At 56.4% G+C, this 16,885-nt stretch carries 15 protein-coding genes; 10 read left to right on the top strand and 5 right to left on the bottom strand.

Features of this window, described 5'->3' with window-relative positions:
• Positions 1-150: 150 nt before the first annotated feature.
• The 4 genes from metG to CKQ53_RS10795 all read left to right on the top strand — a co-directional run bounded on the left by metG (position 151) and on the right by CKQ53_RS10795 (position 5,563).
• Positions 151-2,181 (top strand): methionine--tRNA ligase, encoded by a 2,031-nt coding sequence (gene metG / locus CKQ53_RS10810; protein WP_094117687.1) that lies wholly within the window; start codon positions 151-153, stop codon positions 2,179-2,181.
• Between the two features lie 365 nt (positions 2,182-2,546).
• On the top strand, positions 2,547-2,978 hold the full coding sequence (locus tag CKQ53_RS10805) for a VirK family protein (RefSeq protein WP_118894979.1): 432 nt from the start codon (positions 2,547-2,549) through the stop codon (positions 2,976-2,978).
• A 248-nt stretch (positions 2,979-3,226) separates the two neighbouring features.
• Positions 3,227-4,300 carry a sugar ABC transporter substrate-binding protein gene (locus CKQ53_RS10800; protein WP_094117686.1) on the top strand — a complete coding sequence of 358 codons (1,074 nt, stop codon included), beginning with the start codon at positions 3,227-3,229 and terminating at the stop codon, positions 4,298-4,300.
• A gap of 12 nt (positions 4,301-4,312) precedes the next feature.
• On the top strand, positions 4,313-5,563 hold the full coding sequence (locus CKQ53_RS10795) for an LVIVD repeat-containing protein (protein ID WP_094117685.1): 1,251 nt from the start codon (positions 4,313-4,315) through the stop codon (positions 5,561-5,563).
• 56 nt (positions 5,564-5,619) lie between these two features.
• On the opposite strand, the gene pgl is transcribed toward CKQ53_RS10795, so the two are convergent.
• Complete coding sequence (gene pgl, locus CKQ53_RS10790) at positions 5,620-6,618, bottom strand: 6-phosphogluconolactonase (RefSeq protein ID WP_094117684.1); 999 nt, start codon at positions 6,616-6,618, stop codon at positions 5,620-5,622.
• A 223-nt stretch (positions 6,619-6,841) separates the two neighbouring features.
• Here pgl and CKQ53_RS10785 point away from each other — a divergent pair, with 223 nt between their 5' ends.
• Positions 6,842-7,660, top strand: a complete 819-nt coding sequence (locus CKQ53_RS10785) for a pyridoxal phosphatase (protein WP_094117683.1) — start codon at positions 6,842-6,844, stop codon at positions 7,658-7,660.
• Positions 7,661-7,709: 49 nt separating this feature from the next.
• On the opposite strand, the gene modC is transcribed toward CKQ53_RS10785, so the two are convergent.
• The 4 genes from modC to CKQ53_RS10765 all read right to left on the bottom strand — a co-directional run bounded on the left by modC (position 7,710) and on the right by CKQ53_RS10765 (position 10,528).
• A complete protein-coding gene (gene modC, locus CKQ53_RS10780; RefSeq protein ID WP_094117682.1) occupies positions 7,710-8,768 on the bottom strand; it encodes a molybdenum ABC transporter ATP-binding protein ModC in 1,059 nt (352 codons plus the stop codon).
• On the bottom strand, positions 8,768-9,457 hold the full coding sequence (gene modB / locus CKQ53_RS10775) for a molybdate ABC transporter permease subunit (protein ID WP_094117681.1): 690 nt from the start codon (positions 9,455-9,457) through the stop codon (positions 8,768-8,770). The genes modC and modB overlap by 1 nt, the downstream gene beginning before the upstream one ends.
• Entirely contained in the window at positions 9,457-10,230 is a 774-nt protein-coding gene (gene modA, locus CKQ53_RS10770; protein ID WP_094117680.1) for a molybdate ABC transporter substrate-binding protein, read from the bottom strand. The genes modB and modA overlap by 1 nt, the downstream gene beginning before the upstream one ends.
• 142 nt (positions 10,231-10,372) lie before the next feature.
• Complete coding sequence (locus CKQ53_RS10765) at positions 10,373-10,528, bottom strand: AcrZ family multidrug efflux pump-associated protein (RefSeq protein ID WP_094117679.1); 156 nt, start codon at positions 10,526-10,528, stop codon at positions 10,373-10,375.
• Between the two features lie 202 nt (positions 10,529-10,730).
• Between CKQ53_RS10765 and modE the strand changes: the two genes are divergently transcribed.
• From modE to gpmA, 5 genes are all read left to right on the top strand, one after another.
• Positions 10,731-11,522, top strand: coding sequence for a molybdenum-dependent transcriptional regulator (modE, locus tag CKQ53_RS10760; RefSeq protein ID WP_094117678.1), 792 nt, complete (start codon positions 10,731-10,733; stop codon positions 11,520-11,522).
• Positions 11,523-11,593: 71 nt separating this feature from the next.
• Entirely contained in the window at positions 11,594-13,066 is a 1,473-nt protein-coding gene (gene modF / locus CKQ53_RS10755) for a molybdate ABC transporter ATP-binding protein ModF (protein WP_094117677.1), read from the top strand.
• A gap of 263 nt (positions 13,067-13,329) precedes the next feature.
• The gene (gene galE, locus CKQ53_RS10750) at positions 13,330-14,346 is read left to right on the top strand and encodes a UDP-glucose 4-epimerase GalE (protein ID WP_094117676.1); all 1,017 of its coding nucleotides are present in this window, start codon (positions 13,330-13,332) and stop codon (positions 14,344-14,346) included.
• Between the two features lie 75 nt (positions 14,347-14,421).
• Positions 14,422-15,480: a galactose-1-epimerase gene (galM, locus tag CKQ53_RS10745; RefSeq protein ID WP_118894977.1), complete on the top strand. Its 1,059-nt coding sequence runs from the start codon at positions 14,422-14,424 to the stop codon at positions 15,478-15,480.
• Positions 15,481-15,845: 365 nt separating this feature from the next.
• The gene (gpmA, locus tag CKQ53_RS10740) at positions 15,846-16,598 is read left to right on the top strand and encodes a 2,3-diphosphoglycerate-dependent phosphoglycerate mutase (protein WP_085653515.1); all 753 of its coding nucleotides are present in this window, start codon (positions 15,846-15,848) and stop codon (positions 16,596-16,598) included.
• Positions 16,599-16,885: the final 287 nt, after the last annotated feature.

The following is a 16,885-nucleotide window of genomic DNA, read 5'->3' as shown; positions in this document are numbered from 1 at the left end:
CACGGAACAAAGTCTTTTCAAGCGCTGCCTGAGCGCCGTTTGTCGCGGGCTAGCGCACGTGAAGCCGCATCCAGAACAGGTTTACGCACCGCGCCGCTATCGGTTAACATCGTGGCTCTTTCTCACTCATTAACAAGCAAGTTCCCCACTATGACTCAAGTCGCAAAAAAAATTCTGGTAACGTGCGCGCTGCCTTATGCTAACGGTCCTATCCACCTCGGCCACATGCTTGAACACGTTCAGGCGGATATTTGGGTTCGTTATCAGCGAATGCGCGGCAACCAGGTTAATTTCATCTGTGCGGATGACGCCCACGGTACGCCTATCATGCTGAAGGCTCAGCAGTTAGGGATCGCGCCGGAGGAGATGATTGCGGCCGTCAGTCAGGAGCATCAGCAGGATTTCGCGGGCTTCAACATCAGCTACGACAACTATCACTCCACGCACAGCGAAGAGAACCGCGAGCTGTCTACGCTGATTTATCGTCGCCTGAAAGAAAACGGCTATATCAAGAGCCGCACGATTTCCCAGCTGTTCGACCCGGAAAAAAGCATGTTCCTGCCGGACCGCTTTGTGAAGGGAACCTGCCCGAAATGTAAAGCGGCGGATCAGTATGGCGACAACTGCGAAGTGTGCGGCGCGACCTATACGCCAACCGAGCTGATCGATCCGAAATCGGCGATTTCCGGCGCGACGCCGGTCATGCGTGACAGCGAACACTTCTTCTTTGATCTGCCCGCTTTCAGCGACATGCTGCAAGCCTGGACGCGCTCTGGCGCGCTGCAGGATCAGGTCGCGAACAAAATGCAGGAGTGGTTCGACTCCGGTCTGCAACAGTGGGACATCAGCCGCGACGCGCCCTACTTCGGCTTCGAAGTGCCGGATGCGCCGGGCAAATACTTCTACGTCTGGCTGGATGCGCCGATCGGCTACATGGGTTCATTCAAGAACCTGTGCGACAAGCGCGACGATCTGAATTTCGACGATTACTGGCATAAAGACTCTGACGCCGATCTCTATCATTTCATCGGCAAAGATATCGTCTACTTCCATAGTCTGTTCTGGCCCGCCATGCTGGAAGGCAGTAACTTCCGTAAGCCGACCAACCTGTTTGTCCACGGTTACGTGACGGTGAACGGCGCGAAGATGTCCAAATCTCGCGGCACCTTCATCAAAGCAGACACGTACCTGAAGCATCTGGACGCCGACTGCCTGCGTTACTACTACGCCGCGAAGCTCTCTTCCCGCATTGACGATATCGACCTTAACCTGGAAGACTTCGTACAACGCGTGAACGCCGACATCGTCAACAAAGTCGTCAACCTGGCTTCACGTAACGCGGGCTTCATCAATAAGCGTTTTGACGGCAAGCTGGCCGATACGCTGGCCGACCCGGCGCTGTACAAAACCTTTACCGACGCGGCCGACAGCATTGCCGACGCCTTCAGCAGCCGTGAATCCGGCAAAGCCATTCGTGAAATCATGGCGCTGGCCGACCTGGCCAACCGCTACGTCGACGAGCAGGCGCCGTGGGTCGTGGCGAAGGAAGAAGGCCGTGATGCCGACCTGCACGCGATCTGTTCAATGGGTATCAACCTGTTCCGCGTCTTGATGACCTACCTCAAGCCGGTACTGCCTTCGCTGGCCGAACGTGCCGAGGCATTCTTGAACACGGATCTGCAGTGGGATGCGCTGGCTCAACCGCTGCTGGGCCATCAGGTTAATCCGTTCAAGGCGCTGTTCAACCGTATCGATCCGAAAAACATCGAAGCGATGGTTGAAGATTCCAAGCAGGATATCGCCGCCGCCGCCGCGCCGGTCAGCGGACCGCTGGCGGACAATCCGATTCAGGACACCATCACGTTCAACGATTTCGACAAGGTCGATATGCGTATCGCGCTGATTCAAAAAGCGGAGCTGGTGGACGGTTCGGACAAGCTGCTGCGTCTGTCTTTAGATTTGGGCGGCGAAACGCGTCAGGTCTTCTCGGGGATCCGCGCAGCCTATCCCGATCCGGCCCTACTGGAAGGCCGCCTGACGATCATGGTCGCGAACCTTGCACCGCGTAAGATGCGTTTCGGTATTTCCGAAGGCATGGTGATGGCGGCAGGCCCCGGCGGAAAAGACATCTTCCTGCTGAGCCCGGACAGCGGCGCACAGCCGGGTATGTTGGTGAAATAATTATTGTCAGGCTGGGCTTCGGCTCAGCCTGTTTTTACTCCCCTCTTTGATTCTCCCTGTCGCTTGAACGCCCTTCGGTCTGCATTTCTCTGCTGATTTCCAAGATTTATCCCGCGCCACTCTGGAGCGCGTTAACCGAACACACATCGATGGTGACGTCGCTGCAAAACTGGTGGCGGATAAACCGAGATCGGAGAATTCCTGATTTAGTTTTCCGAGGGGCCTAATAGATTTTTTTTTAATGTTTTTTGTTAGTGCTTTAAACGTATAAGCCGTAAAGGTCTAGGCTCGGGCCGCCAGATGCGTCTATGCTCTTGGAGCTAATACGATTTACAGGGATTTTATTCACATCAAGGAGGACGTTTATGTCTCGTATGACCCCGTTGTTTTTAACCGTATCTTTATTGACCGTCGCCGCTAGCGCCTGCGCTGCCAAGCCTCTCACTAGCCAGTCAACCCTCATCAATGCACTGAATGAGGGAAGTGAAGTGGCCGTCAGTATCGACCTTTCACAATGTACGCCGCAGAATGGCGCCGTCGCCAGCCAGACCCGTGGCGGTCTGCGCATTCAGGCCTATCGCTTGACCGGAGACAATACTCTGTCGTTCAGCGATGAACACTTTACGGTGGCGAACGACGGCAAACCCATTCAGCAGTTTATGCGCTATCAGGTGCTGCCGGATAACATCGTCAATTTCACGACCTACATGTACGATCTGCCCAGCCTGCAACAGCGCGGCACGGCGCTAAGCTATCGCTGCAACGTCGGTCAGGGCGTTTCTTTCTTCGCTAAATAAGCCTCAATCTAGCTCCCGCCGTCGCTGAGCGGGAGCCGCAATTTACGCCTCTGCTGCATTCTCCTTTTACGCTACGCCCTGCTCTCAAACCTCGCGAACAACCCGTTATAAGATAAAACCAAAAAACATAACGCGGGCTCTTTGCACCTTTCACCGTTGTCGCTATGATGCTTCATCCAGATAAATAGACATCCAGACATAAAGATATCCATAAACTGGCAACACGATTTCCCACCAAGGAGCCCATGATGAAGAAGTTTCACGCCGCGTTAGTGGCATTAAGCATGACGATCGCGCTGCCTGCGTTGGCAGAAAATACCCCTACTCTCGCTCCGCTGCCTGCCGCGCTAGCCAACCATAACGGTCCGGTGCGTATCGCCGTCATCCGTAATTTGGGCTCCGATGACAACACTACTCAGTTCGTTTCCGGCGTACTGGAAGAAGGGAAAAAACTCGGCTTCAAAGTCAGCACATTCCTGAGCAATGGCGACGATGCCCGCTTCCAGGACTTCGTCAATCAGGCTATCAGTCAAAAATACGACGGCATTATTCTGTCTCAGGGGCGTGATCCTTACTCCACCGAGCTGTTGCAGCGCATCGTGGACAGCGGCATCAAGGTCGCAGTATTCGACACCGCGGTGAATCGAGATATTCCCGGCGTTACCGTCACCCAACAGGATGACGCCTCTCTGACCAAGGAGTCCTTCGGACAATTGGTTAAAGATTTCAACGGCAAAGCCAATATCATCAAGCTGTGGGTAGCCGGATTCCCGCCGATGGAACGCCGTCAGGCGGCCTACCAGCAATTGCTGAAAGCCAATCCCGGCATTAAAGAGCTGGAATCCATCGGCGCCGTCTCTTCCGACGTGCAGGGCGACACCGCCAACAAAGTCGGCGCGGTATTGGCGAAATACCCGAAAGGGAAAATCGATGCGATCTGGGGAACCTGGGATGCCTTCAGCCAGGGCGCTTACAAAGCGCTTAAAGAGAACGGTCGGACAGAAATCAAGCTCTACAGCATCGACATCTCCAATCAGGATCTGCAGTTGATGCGTGAAGCCTCAAGCCCGTGGAAAGTCAGCGTCGCCGTGGACCCGAAACTGATCGGTAAAGTGAACTTGCGACTGGTCGCGAACAAAATCGCCGGCGAGCCAACGCCTGCCACCTACGAATTTACCGCCGCCTCAATTCCGCAGGCGCTGCTGGCAAGCCAGCCGGGTCCGGTCAATGTCGCCAGCCTTGGCAAGATTATTCCGGGCTGGGGTCAGACCGATGATTTCATCGCCCCGTGGTTTGCTACACTGGCTGCAAAAGCAAAATAACGGAGGCGAGTTATGGCATCAGCACCTTTGCCCACCCCCGATTACAGCCGCAATATGCGGCTCATCGGCCACAGCGATCAGGGCGGACGCTCTGATGGCGTACAGGTGATGGTTCATCGGGGCTACGCGTATATCGGCCATATGGTGTCGCAGGGCGTTTCCATCGTCGACGTTCGCGACCCCATCAACCCCAAAACGGTGGGGTTTATCCCCGCCCCGCCGGGCACCTGGAATATCCACCTGCAAACGCATGACGATCTGTTACTTGTCGTCAACGCCCGTGATCTGTTTGCCGATGCAAACTTCGCCGAGGAAAAGGTGTATTACACCCGCTCCGTAGCCGAAACGGTGGATACGCGCCAACAAGGCAATACCTGGAGCGCGGGTCTGCGGATTTTTGATATCTCTCGCCCTGACAAACCGCAGGAGATCGGCTTCCTGCCGTTGAACGGCATCGGCATCCATCGCATCTGGTACGTCGGCGGACGCTGGGCTTACGTCTCCGCTCTGTTGGAAGGCTACAGCGACTATATTTTCCTGACCATCGATCTGGCCGATCCGCGTAAACCGGAAGTCGCTGGCCGTTACTGGCTACCGGGTATGCACACCGCCGCCGGCGAAACGCCTGACTGGCCGGACGGGAAGCGCTACGCGCTGCATCACGCTATCGTCAGCGGCGATACGGCTTACGGCAGCTGGCGCGACGGCGGACTGACGCTGCTGGACGTCAGCGACCGCACGCAGCCGCAGCTGATCAGTCATCGTAACTGGAGTCCGCCCTTCGGCGGCGGCACGCACACCGCGCTACCCTTGCCGGATCGCGATTTACTGATCGTGCTGGACGAAGCGGTGCTGGACAATCAGGAAGACGGGGAAAAGCTGATCTGGGTCTTTGATATTCGCGAGCCGACCAACCCGGTCAGCATCGCGACCTTCCCCCAGCCGAACGAAGTGGATTATGTGAAGAAAGGCGCGCATTTCGGGCCGCATAACCTGCATGAAAACCGTCCCGGCAGTTTCATCAGCTCAACGCTCATCTTCGCGACCTACCAGAACGCAGGCGTACGCGTTTACGACATCAGCAACCCCTATCATCCCAAGGAAACCGGCGCGCTGGTGCCCGCCGCGCCAGACCGTATGATGGACCGGCGTCCCGGACGCCCGCGCGTCATTCAGTCATGCGACGTGTTTGTGGATGCAGAGGGGATTGTGTACAGCACCGACTACAACGCCGGGCTGTCTATCATCGAATACCGCGGATAATGCATAAACCCGGCGCGGATCTTATCCGAACCGGGTTTTCTTGTATCACTTCAAGCTTAATCCAACGCCAGAATCGTGACCCACATCGGTCCCTGCCCTACCGCATAACGCGACAGCGGCTGCAGATGCCCCCCTTCCGCGTTGATCTGATAGACCTCGATATAGTGCGACTTCTGACCCGCCACAATCAGGAACTGACCGCTGTTGTCGATATTGAAACCGCGCGGTTGGATCTCCGTCGGCTGATGGCCGATCAGCGTCAGATGGCTACCGTCCTCCGACACCCCGAGAATGCTGACCACGCTGGCAGTGCGGTCGGTGGTATACAGGAAACGACCGTTCGGCGTGATATGGATATCAGCCGCCCAGCGCGTTCCGGTGAAGTCCTCCGGCATCACATCCAGCGTCTGCACGCGGGTGATATTGCCGTCAGCATCTTTGATGTCGAAAACATCCACCGTACTGTCCAGTTCGTTAACGCAGTACGTGAATCGGTTGTTAGGGTGGAACACCATGTGACGCGGACCCGCTCCCGCAGCGGCAGGCAGATCGGCGGGCTGATGCTCGCTGAGTTTGCCTGCTGACGACAGATCATACAGACGGATGCGATCTTCTTTCAGGCAAGGCGCCCACAGCACCTTATTCTCCGGATCGATATTGGTAGAGTGGCAGCCCTCCAGACCATCCAGCTGCTGGATAAACTCTCCCGCGACGCCGTCGTTACCAATCGGGCTGACGCTGACGCAGGCATTACTGTATGACGCGCAGAACAGATAACGTCCTTCGTGGTCGGTAGACAGATGCGTTGGGCTACCGGGCAGCGCTGCCTCACCCGCCTGCGTCAACGTTCCGTCCGGCGCAATGCGGTAGCTGATCGCGCGAAACGAAGGACGTACGCCAACGTAAAGGTGCCGTTTATCGGGCGCAACCACCATGGGCTGAACCTGTCCAGGAGCTTCAACGACCTGTAACAACGTCAACTCGCCTTCGCTGTTGAGCCGCCACACGTGGATGTGCTGGCTTTCGGGACTGGCGGTATAAACCACTTGCTGCATTAGACTCTCCTTTAAACGCGGATTGCGCTTCTTAGCACTCAGACATCAATAGTAGACCGGAACGGCCTATCGCTCCTCACCTCGATGCGGGCGCAGTTGTAACATGGCTCACGTTCTGTAAGGGTTGGCTGACAGAACGAAGGGAAAGCAATTGGCCCTACAGCGCCCTCTCCTTACGGTGTACCATCTGAGAAAGTTTACCTATAACCCGAGAGAAATCACGATGACCTATCGCGCAATCGCCCTCGATCTGGATGGCACCTTACTTACCGCACAGAAAACCATTCTGCCCGCTTCGATGAAAGCGCTGGCCCTGGCTCGGCAGGCCGGGATCAAGGTACTGATCGTTTCCGGTCGTCATCACTCGGCCATACGCCCTTTTTATCAGGCGCTGGAGCTCGATACACCTGCTATCTGCTGTAACGGCTCTTATCTGTATCATTATCAGACAAAGCGTATCTCGGAAGGTCAACCGCTGACGTCGGAGCAGGCCAGAGGCGTGCTGAAAAAACTGCAGCAGTTCGACATCCACGGTCTGATGTACGCCGACGACGACATGCTGTATGAAAAACCGACCGGTCACGTCGTCCGCGCGCTCGCCTGGTCTGAAACGCTGCCGGTAGATCAACGCCCGAATTTCCGCCACGTGGATAATCTGGAGGAAGAAACCGCACGCGCGCAGCAGATCTGGAAGTTTGCCACTCACCATCCGGACAATGCCCACCTGAATGGTTTCGCGCAGCAGGTGGAAGAAGAGCTGGGCGTGACCTGTGAATGGTCATGGAAGGATCAGGTAGACGTGGCACAATCCGGCAACAGCAAAGGCCAGCTACTGCGCCGCTGGGTCGAAGAGCAAGGGTTGCAGATGCAGGATATCGTCGCTTTCGGCGACAACTTCAACGACATCAGCATGCTTTCCACGGTCGGTTTGGGTGTGGCGATGGGTAACAGCGCGGATGCGGTTAAAGAAAGCGCGGATGTCGTGATCGGTCACAACGAAGAACCGGGTATCGCGGAACTGATCATGAACCGGATCCTCTGATGGGAAAGCGCACAGGCTGCCATGCCGGTAGCCTGTGCCAGAACATGCATCACGGCGTAATCGAAACGCTTTTAATCTGAGCAAACAGCTGTTGGTCCGGGCACAATCCCAACTCATCTCTGGCCCACGGGGTGATTTTCGCCCAGAGGGCCTGACCGCCGACCCACAGTTTCACCTCGACCTGATCGCCGACCTCCAGACACTCCGCCACCCGCGCCGACAGCACGTTGCGAATACTGGTCGCCGTCGGCCGTTCCAATACCAGCGATACATCCGCCGCGTTGATGCGGATGCGCTGCGCGCTGTTCAACGGCGCGTCAACTTTCTGCACCCACAGAGTCTGGTCTCCTAGCGAAAGCGCAGTCATCGGATAATGGGGATGCTGCTGCAACACGTTCGTCTTCAGGATAGTGCTTTGCTCTTCGCGCGGCAGCCAGGGCCGCAACGCGCTGCTGGCCCATACCGTTTCCAGCTCACCTTGCGTTTTGACCTTGCCCTGATCTAACACCACCACACGGTCCGCCAGACGCCAGATTTCCTCCAGGCTGTGGCTGACGTAAAGGATCGGCGTTTTCACCTCTCGTCCCAACCGCTCAAGATAAGGCAATAACTCCCGCTTGCGCGGCGCGTCCAGCGACGCCAGCGGTTCGTCCATCAGCAACAAATCGGGCGCCGTCAGCAACGCCCGACCAATGCTCACCCGCTGCTTTTCTCCCCCCGACAGGGTCAGCGGATGACGTTTAAGCAGGTGTTCAATTCCCAGCAGCTGCACGATTTCGTCAAACTGCCTGCGCATGGCGGGAGCCATACCGTAGCGTAAATTGCCGGCGACCCGATAATGGGGGAACAGCCGCGCATCCTGAAAGACATAGCCGATTCGGCGTTGCTCGGGCGGCAGGAAAATACGGCGTTCGGTATCCACCAGCACCCGATCGTTGAGCTGAATATATCCGCTATCGGGCCGCGTGAGTCCAGCAATGGCGTTAATCAGCGACGTTTTTCCCGCGCCGGAAACGCCAAATATCGCGGAAATACCGCTAGCGGGCAGAGTCGACGTGACGCTGAGCGACAACTCGCCCAACTGCTGAGCGAAATCCAGTTGCAGCATTATCCCCCCAGTCGCCGCCGGCTCCAGCCGGTCAACCATTCCGACAGCAACAGCGCCAAGAGCGACAGCACGATAGCAATGAGGCACAGTCGGGCCGCCTGCGTTTCCGCGCCGGGCGTCTGGATCAGCGTGTACATCGCGAGCGGAATAGTGCGGGTTTCACCGGGGATATTAGAGACGAACGTAATCGTCGCGCCGAACTCCCCTAAGGAGCGCGCGAACGCCAGCACCGTGCCGACGATAATGCCGGGCAACGTCAAGGGCAGCGTGACGGTGAAAAAGACGCGCCACGGGTGCGCGCCTAGCGTGCGGGCGGCCAATTCAAGCCGTGGATCCACCGTTTCAAGTGACAGGCGGATCGCCCGCACCAGCAGAGGAAACGCCACCACGGCAGAGGCCAGCGCCGCCCCACGCCAGCTAAAGCTGAAACTGACGCCGAACCAGTCATAAAGCCAGGCGCCGATAACACCTTTGCGCCCCATGCCTACCAGCAGCAGATAGCCGATAACGACCGGCGGCAGGACCAAGGGAAGATGGATGAGGCTATCCAGTAGCGACTTGCCGGGAAACCGACAGCGCACCAGAATCCACGCCATCAGAATTCCCAGCGGCAGGCTACCGCTCACGGCTAACAGCGAGACCTTGAGACTCAGCTGAATCGCCTGCCATTCATAGTCGCTGAGCACCATTAGCGCGGAGTGAAACCGTAGCGTTTGAAGACGTCCGCGGCCTGCGGCGTTTTCAGGTAGTCAGAAAAGGCGTTGGCCGCCGCCGTGTCGTGATCTTTCACGATAGCAACCGGGTATTCCACCGGCTTATGACTGCTGGCCGGGAAGGTCCCCACAACCTTCACTTTCGCGCTGGCGACCGCGTCTGAACCATAAACGATGCCCAGCGGCGCTTCTTCACGCTCTACCAGCGCTAACGCGCCGCGCACATCGCTGGCGCGAGCCATCAACGGCGATAGGGTGTCCCAGGCTTTCAGGTTTTGCAGCGCCTCTTTGGCGTAGATACCCGCAGGAACATGGTCCGGATCGCCGACGGCCAGACGGCCGCCCTTGAGCAGGCTCGTCCATGGGGTGGAGGCATTGATATCGATCGATTTCACGTCGGCGTTTTTCGGTGCGATAACAACCAGTTCGTTACCCAACAGCGTATAGCGGCTGCCGTTGTCGATGAGCTGCTTGTTCTGAGCGTAATCCATCCACTGCTGGTCGGCGGAAATAAAGATATCGGCAGGCGCGCCCTGCTCTATTTGGCGCGCCAGCGTCGACGACGAGGCGTACGACGCCACGATCGAAACCTGCTTTTCTTGCTGATAATGATCTGCGATTTCCTGCAGCGCATTGGTCAGCGACGCCGCGGCGAACACCGTAACTTTATCGGTCGCCGCGGAGGCCCCAGCGATCATTCCCAGGCTTAATGTGACTACGGCCAGCCATTTTTTCCATGAATACTGCATGACAATGTTCCCCGTTATTTTACCGTTGTGTAGGCGATAATATAACGGTAGTTACAAAATGACATCTGCTTTGTGGAAGCTGAATTGACGAAATAATGACAGGAAAAAGTCCGGCGAACGCCGGACTTTTAAAGATAGGGGATCAGGACGCTTTTTGTGAAGATTTGGACTCGTGATGACCCAGGGCGGAGAAGACGTTAAACACCTCGCCCAGACCGTAGATGCACCCCAGAATCAAGGCCATCATCACCGGTACCATACATACCGCAAACAGCAGACTACTCAGCAACTCCAACATGTCGACCTCACTTGAAGCAATGGCTGTCGTGGCAAGACAGCAATCCAGATTCATCAGGCTACCGTCAAATGCTAGCCCGCGCTTGTAAACAGTCTACCCGAAAAGTATGAATTAATGCGGCCTTTCGTGCGATTTGCCCGCCGCGGAAAAAATGGTGACAATACCTTTCGCCGACGCGCTTCTCTCAATGGAACCTATTGCCATGCAAGCAGAAATTCTTCTTACCCTGAAACTGCAACAGCGTCTGTTTGCCGATCCCCGCCGCATTGCGCTGCTCAAACAGATCAAGCAGACGGGTTCCATCAGTCAGGGAGCCAGGTTAGCCGGTATCAGTTATAAAAGCGCCTGGGACGCCATCAACGAAATGAATCAGCTGGCCGACCAGACCCTCGTCGACCGAGTGACCGGCGGCAAAGGCGGCGGCGGCGCGGCGGTCACGAGCTACGGGGAACGCTTGATCCAGCTGTATGATCTCTTAGCGCAGATTCAACAGAAAGCCTTCGATGTCCTGCAGCAAGACAAGCTGCCGCTCGACAGTCTGCTAGCCGCCATCGCGCGTTTTTCCCTGCAAACCAGCGCACGCAACCAGCTGTTCGGCACGCTAATCAGCCGGGCGGAACAGCCGGTTCAGCAACATTTGGAAATTCTACTGGCCGACGGCAACACCCGAATTCAAGCCGCGATTACCGCCCAAAGCGCGGAACGCTTGCAGCTGACGCAGGGCAAAGAGGTGCTGGCATTGGTCAAGGCGCCCTGGGTGAGCGTCACTCCGCAGGATCAACCCACCGCTAACGCGGATAACATCCTGCCGGGCAAAATCACCCACCTGCAAACAGGCCTCGATCACAGCGAAATATGGGTGACGCTCACCGGGGGAGAAGTGCTGTGCGCGACGCTCTCCAACGCCACCGTTGCGCGCTATGCGCTTCGGCTCGACCAGTGCGTCAACGCCAGCTTTAGCGCTGAGCAGGTGATTATCGCCACGCTGTGCTGAGCCGAAAATGCGCCGATGACTCGCACGCCGACAAAATAAAGGGCGCAGGAATACTCACTAAGGAAACCACTATGTCATTTTTGCAACTGCATCAGGCACGCTATCGACTCAGCGACACCCGCACGTTTTGGCTGGATGACGTCACCGTCCGCCAAAAAGAGAGCTGGGCGTTCGTCGGCGCCAACGGCAGCGGCAAATCGGTGCTGGCAAAGGCTATATCCGGCGAGTTGCCGTTGCTGGAAGGCCAGCGACAGTGCGACTTTCAGCGCATCGCGCGGCTGTCGTTCGAACAGTTGCAACAGTTGGTGAACCAGGAGTGGCAGCGTAACAATACCGATATGCTGAGCGAAGGCGAAAATGATACCGGCCGCACCACCGCAGAAGTGATTCAGGACGCCATCAGCGACGACGCGCGCTGTTCCGCGCTGGCCGAACAGTTCGGCATCGCCCCTCTGCTGCAACGGCGTTTTAAGCATCTGTCCACGGGCGAAACGCGTAAGGTTATGCTGTGTCAGGCGCTGATGCCGCAGCCTGACCTGCTGATTCTGGACGAACCGTTCGATGGGCTGGACGTCGGTTCCCGTCAACAGCTGAGCGACCTGTTAGCGCAGTTGACGACACAGGGCTATACGCTGGTGCTGATCATCAATCGCTTCGAGGACATTCCCGCGTTTGTCGAACACGTCGGGGTACTGGCGGACTGTTCGCTCACCCGTCAAGGCCAACGCGAGAAGATTATGGCGGATGAGCTGGTGGCGCAGCTGGCCTACAGCGAGAAACTCCACGATGCCCGTTTACCAGAGCCAGAATCGCCGCGCCCGCAAGGCAGCCCAGACGCATCGCAACAGCCGTTGATCCAACTTCATCACGGAGTCGTGAGCTACGACGACCGCCGGATACTGGACGACCTCAGTTGGACCGTGATGCCCGGCCAGCACTGGCAGATTATCGGGCCTAACGGAGCAGGGAAATCGACGCTGCTGAGTCTGATCACCGGTGACCATCCGCAGGGCTACAGCAACGATCTGACGCTGTTTGGCCGTCGACGGGGCAGCGGTGAAACCATCTGGGACATCAAGCGACACATCGGTTACGTCAGCAGCAGCCTGCATATGGACTATCGCGTCAGCATCAGCGTCCGCCACGTCATTCTTTCCGGATTTTTCGACTCTATCGGCGTGTATCAAACCGCTTCCGACCGGCAAAACCAACTCACGGCGGAGTGGCTGTCATTGCTGGGTCTGCCCGACGCCACGGCGGATGCGCCCTTCCAATCGTTATCCTGGGGACAGCAGCGTCTGGTACTGATCGTCCGCGCGCTGGTGAAACACCCCGCCCTGCTGATCCTTGACGAGCCATTGCAGGGATTAGATCCGATAAATCGTCAGCTGATCCGCAGCTGGCTGGACCGACTGATTAGAGAAGGCGACACGCAGCTGCTGTTCGTCTCGCACCATGCGGAAGATGCGCCGCACTGCATCACGCATCGCCTGGAGTTTGTCCCGGAAGGTTCAACCTACCGCTACCAGCAAGAGGCGTGCTGAGTTGACCAGTATGACCCGGCGATGTCGTCGGGTCCGTCCGTTTAACGCTCCGGCCATCAGACCACCTTTGTGAGAGCGATTCCACGAATTTACTTTTCAGCTTATTCTGTAGGTAAAACACTTAATTGTTTCGTGGAAGTTTGTACACTGTCTTCATGATGAGAGCATCAGGCTCAACAAAGCGCATTGTTCCCCTTTTCAATCGATTTTACGTCGGGCTTTGCATGCTCCCTCTTTTCCCTATTTTTTGACTAGAGGTCATTATGAAGGTACTGGTTACAGGTGGGAGCGGTTACATAGGAAGCCATACCTGCGTGCAGTTGATCGCCTCAGGCCATCAGCCCATCATTCTCGATAATCTGTGCAACAGCAAAGCGAGCGTCGTCCCCACCATCGCGCGACTCAGCGATCAAATTCCTATCTTCTATCAGGGCGACATCCGCGACCGACAGCTGCTGGATGAAATTTTCTCCGAACATGTAATTGATGCCGTGATTCACTTTGCCGGTCTCAAAGCGGTGGGCGAGTCGGTGCAAAAGCCGATCGACTACTATGATAACAACGTCTATGGGACGCTGACGCTGGTCGACGCGATGAGAAAAGCCAACGTCAAAACGCTGATATTCAGCTCTTCGGCCACGGTCTACGGCGATCAGCCGCAGATCCCCTATCAGGAAAGTTTTCTCACGGGCATGCCTGCCAGTCCCTACGGGCGTAGCAAACTGATGGTGGAGCAGATCCTGCAGGATCTACAACGCGCTGAACCAGAGTGGAGTATCGTGCTGCTGCGCTATTTCAATCCGGTCGGCGCGCATCCGTCGGGTGAAATGGGGGAAGATCCGCAGGGGATCCCCAATAATCTGATGCCATATATTGCGCAGGTCGCCGTGGGTCGCCGCGATTCCCTGGCGATATTCGGCAACGATTACCCTACCGCCGATGGCACTGGCGTAAGAGACTATATTCACGTTGTCGATTTGGCGGACGGTCACATCGCCGCCATGAACACGCTGCATCGCCAGCCCGGCGTCCACATCTATAATTTGGGAGCTGGCGTGGGTTACAGCGTGTTGCAGGTCGTTGCCTCATTCAGCAAAGCCTGCGGCAAACCTGTGCCTTATCACTTCGCGCCGCGACGTGAAGGCGATTTACCCGCCTACTGGGCGGATGCGGAAAAAGCGGCCCGCGATCTCAACTGGCGCGTGGCACGGACTCTGGATGAAATGGCCGCCGACGTCTGGCGCTGGCAGTCTTCTCATCCGACGGGCTTTCCTGACTAATTTCGACGGCAATGGCGTCTCTCCGCGCCGTATCACTTAGCGGGACGCGTTGTCAGTCGCGAAGTGGAGAGCGCAATGCATAGTGAAACAACCGATATGCTGGCCCCGGATGGTCAGCCTTTTCAACGACATATACTGCGAAATGCCTCCGGTATGTCTGTCACCGTGATGGACTGGGGCGCGACGTGGACGTCTTGTCTACTGCCGCTGCCCCCCAATGAAACCCGTGAAGTCCTGCTCGGCTGCGCGCCCGAAGATTATCCTCGTCAAAGCGCCTACCTGGGCGCCTCCGTTGGTCGCTATGCCAACCGGATTGCCGATGCGGTCATTGAGAAAAGCGGACACGTCACTCCTCTCGCGGCCAACAGCGGAAAAAACCAGCTGCATGGCGGCCCTGTCGGGTTTAATGCGCGTCGTTGGCAGATTGTCCAGCACAGCGAGAATGCCATCACCTATCAGCTGCACTCTCTAGCGGGCGATCAGGGGTTTCCCGGTCATCTCACCGTAGAAGCGCATTATCATCTCACCGACGACAATCAGCTGACGATCACCTATCGTGCGGAGGTCGACACTCCCTGCCCGGTCTGCCTGACCAACCACGCCTATTTCAACCTCGACGAGACGTTTGAGGATGTGCGCCAACATCACCTACAGCTATTCGCCGACCAGTTTCTGCCGACCAACGCGGAAGGCATTCCTTTCGGCGAGATCAAGTCTGTTGCCGGCAGCAGCATGGATTTCCGTCTGCCGAAAACGCTGATGCAGGATTTTTTGGCGGATGACGATCAACGCGCGGTCGGCGGCTATGACCATGCCTTTTTACTGCGGCAGGATACTCCCTCGCCCCATCCTGCCGCCGTGTTGTGGTCTAGCGATAAGCGGATCAGACTGGACGTCAGCACTAGCGCACCCGCGTTGCAGGTGTACACCGGCAATGCGCTTGAAGGCACGCCGGATCGTAACGGTAGCCACTACCCTAACTATGCTGGCATCGCGCTCGAAAGCGAGTTTTTACCGGATAGTCCTCATCACCCCGAATGGCCGCAGCCTGACTGCTGGCTCAAGCCGGGAGAAACCTACCTGTCGCTGACCAGCTATCGGTTTTTCTTCGATGACGCGCCGAACGTGCTCTAGCAGCTCAATGAATGATGTCTGGACTAATGTCCGCGACCTTAGGTCAGATCAAAAATCATCGGCTGATTATGAGTACACTATCCACAGCCCTGACCGGCGATAGGTGGCCCGAATAGTCACCAGAAGATACTATATGGATCGTCGGTTTTAATGCCGCCCGTTGGCCGCCCTTTTCGGTCATCGGTCCCCTGATACTCTGGCATTTGGGGAAAGTGACAAGCTGAACCGATCAAGCTAGCTGTTTTATGCCGCAATTGCGCGCAATAAACTGACAGTGAGACGACAAGCGATTGCCGATGACTGTTCTACAGCCCTATAATGTGGCCAGTCATTACAGAAATCTTAGGATCTGAAGGAGTTAAGCTATGGCTGTAACTAAGCTGGTACTGGTACGACACGGCGAAAGCCAGTGGAACAAAGAAAACCGCTTCACCGGCTGGATGGACGTTGAACTGTCTGAAAAAGGCGTCAACGAAGCCAAACAGGCTGGTAAATTACTGAAAGAAGAAGGTTTTTCTTTCGATTTCGCTTACACCTCCGTGCTGAAACGTGCCATCCACACGCTGTGGAACGTACTGGACGAACTGGATCAGGCTTGGCTGCCAGTAGAAAAAAGCTGGAAACTGAACGAACGCCATTACGGTGCTTTGCAGGGACTGAACAAATCCGAAACCGCTGATAAATACGGTGACGATCAGGTGAAACTGTGGCGTCGTGGTTTTGCCGTGACTCCGCCGGAACTGACTCGTGAAGACGACCGTTTCCCGGGCCACGATGCGCGTTATGCTTCTCTGACCGACGAAGAGCTGCCGCTGACTGAAAGCCTGGCGCTGACCATCGATCGCGTGGTCCCGTTCTGGAATGAAACCATTCTGCCGCGTCTGAAAAGCGGTGAGCGCATTGTCATTGCTGCCCACGGTAACTCACTGCGTGCGCTGGTCAAATATCTGGACAACCTGAGCGAAGACGAAATTCTGGAACTGAACATCCCGACTGCCGTACCGCTGGTTTACGAATTTGACGAAAACTTCAAACCGACCAAACGTTACTACCTGGGCAACGCGGACGAAATCGCCGCTAAAGCTGCAGCAGTAGCGAACCAGGGTAAAGCGAAGTAATTTCGCTTCCACCTAATAAAAAACCCGGCTCAGGCCGGGTTTTTTTATGCCCGTCTTAAATCACTTCTCAAAGAGGCGATGGAAGACTGCGGATACGTCACTTTACTCTGAGAGCTTTTCGCAGACGCTGACGAGACATGATGCACGCCTCCTCAGAGAGTTCCCCCTATTGTCCAATGAAGCGGACATAGACGGAATCAACCAAACCAGGCAGACTCAGGGCTCACACACCTCTTCCCCTATCCCGTCCTTCGCTGCCCCAATGTGAAACCACCGCCATAAAGGCG

Source organism: Lonsdalea britannica (assembly GCF_003515985.1).
Taxonomy (GTDB): Bacteria; Pseudomonadota; Gammaproteobacteria; order Enterobacterales; family Enterobacteriaceae; genus Lonsdalea; species Lonsdalea britannica.
The sequence above is the reverse complement of the archived record's forward strand: the minus strand, read 5'-3'. Positions and strand labels throughout refer to the sequence as shown.

Excerpts from the sequence above, each read along its gene's own strand:
- metG (WP_094117687.1), top strand. The coding sequence starts at position 151 with ATGACTCAAGTCGCAAAAAAAATTCTGGTAACGTGCGCGCTGCCTTAT.
- CKQ53_RS10805 (WP_118894979.1), top strand. The coding sequence starts at position 2,547 with ATGTCTCGTATGACCCCGTTGTTTTTAACCGTATCTTTATTGACCGTC.
- CKQ53_RS10800 (WP_094117686.1), top strand. The coding sequence starts at position 3,227 with ATGAAGAAGTTTCACGCCGCGTTAGTGGCATTAAGCATGACGATCGCG.
- CKQ53_RS10795 (WP_094117685.1), top strand. The coding sequence starts at position 4,313 with ATGGCATCAGCACCTTTGCCCACCCCCGATTACAGCCGCAATATGCGG.
- pgl (WP_094117684.1), bottom strand. The coding sequence starts at position 6,618 with ATGCAGCAAGTGGTTTATACCGCCAGTCCCGAAAGCCAGCACATCCAC.
- CKQ53_RS10785 (WP_094117683.1), top strand. The coding sequence starts at position 6,842 with ATGACCTATCGCGCAATCGCCCTCGATCTGGATGGCACCTTACTTACC.
- modC (WP_094117682.1), bottom strand. The coding sequence starts at position 8,768 with ATGCTGCAACTGGATTTCGCTCAGCAGTTGGGCGAGTTGTCGCTCAGC.
- modB (WP_094117681.1), bottom strand. The coding sequence starts at position 9,457 with ATGGTGCTCAGCGACTATGAATGGCAGGCGATTCAGCTGAGTCTCAAG.
- modA (WP_094117680.1), bottom strand. The coding sequence starts at position 10,230 with ATGCAGTATTCATGGAAAAAATGGCTGGCCGTAGTCACATTAAGCCTG.
- CKQ53_RS10765 (WP_094117679.1), bottom strand. The coding sequence starts at position 10,528 with ATGTTGGAGTTGCTGAGTAGTCTGCTGTTTGCGGTATGTATGGTACCG.
- modE (WP_094117678.1), top strand. The coding sequence starts at position 10,731 with ATGCAAGCAGAAATTCTTCTTACCCTGAAACTGCAACAGCGTCTGTTT.
- modF (WP_094117677.1), top strand. The coding sequence starts at position 11,594 with ATGTCATTTTTGCAACTGCATCAGGCACGCTATCGACTCAGCGACACC.
- galE (WP_094117676.1), top strand. The coding sequence starts at position 13,330 with ATGAAGGTACTGGTTACAGGTGGGAGCGGTTACATAGGAAGCCATACC.
- galM (WP_118894977.1), top strand. The coding sequence starts at position 14,422 with ATGCATAGTGAAACAACCGATATGCTGGCCCCGGATGGTCAGCCTTTT.
- gpmA (WP_085653515.1), top strand. The coding sequence starts at position 15,846 with ATGGCTGTAACTAAGCTGGTACTGGTACGACACGGCGAAAGCCAGTGG.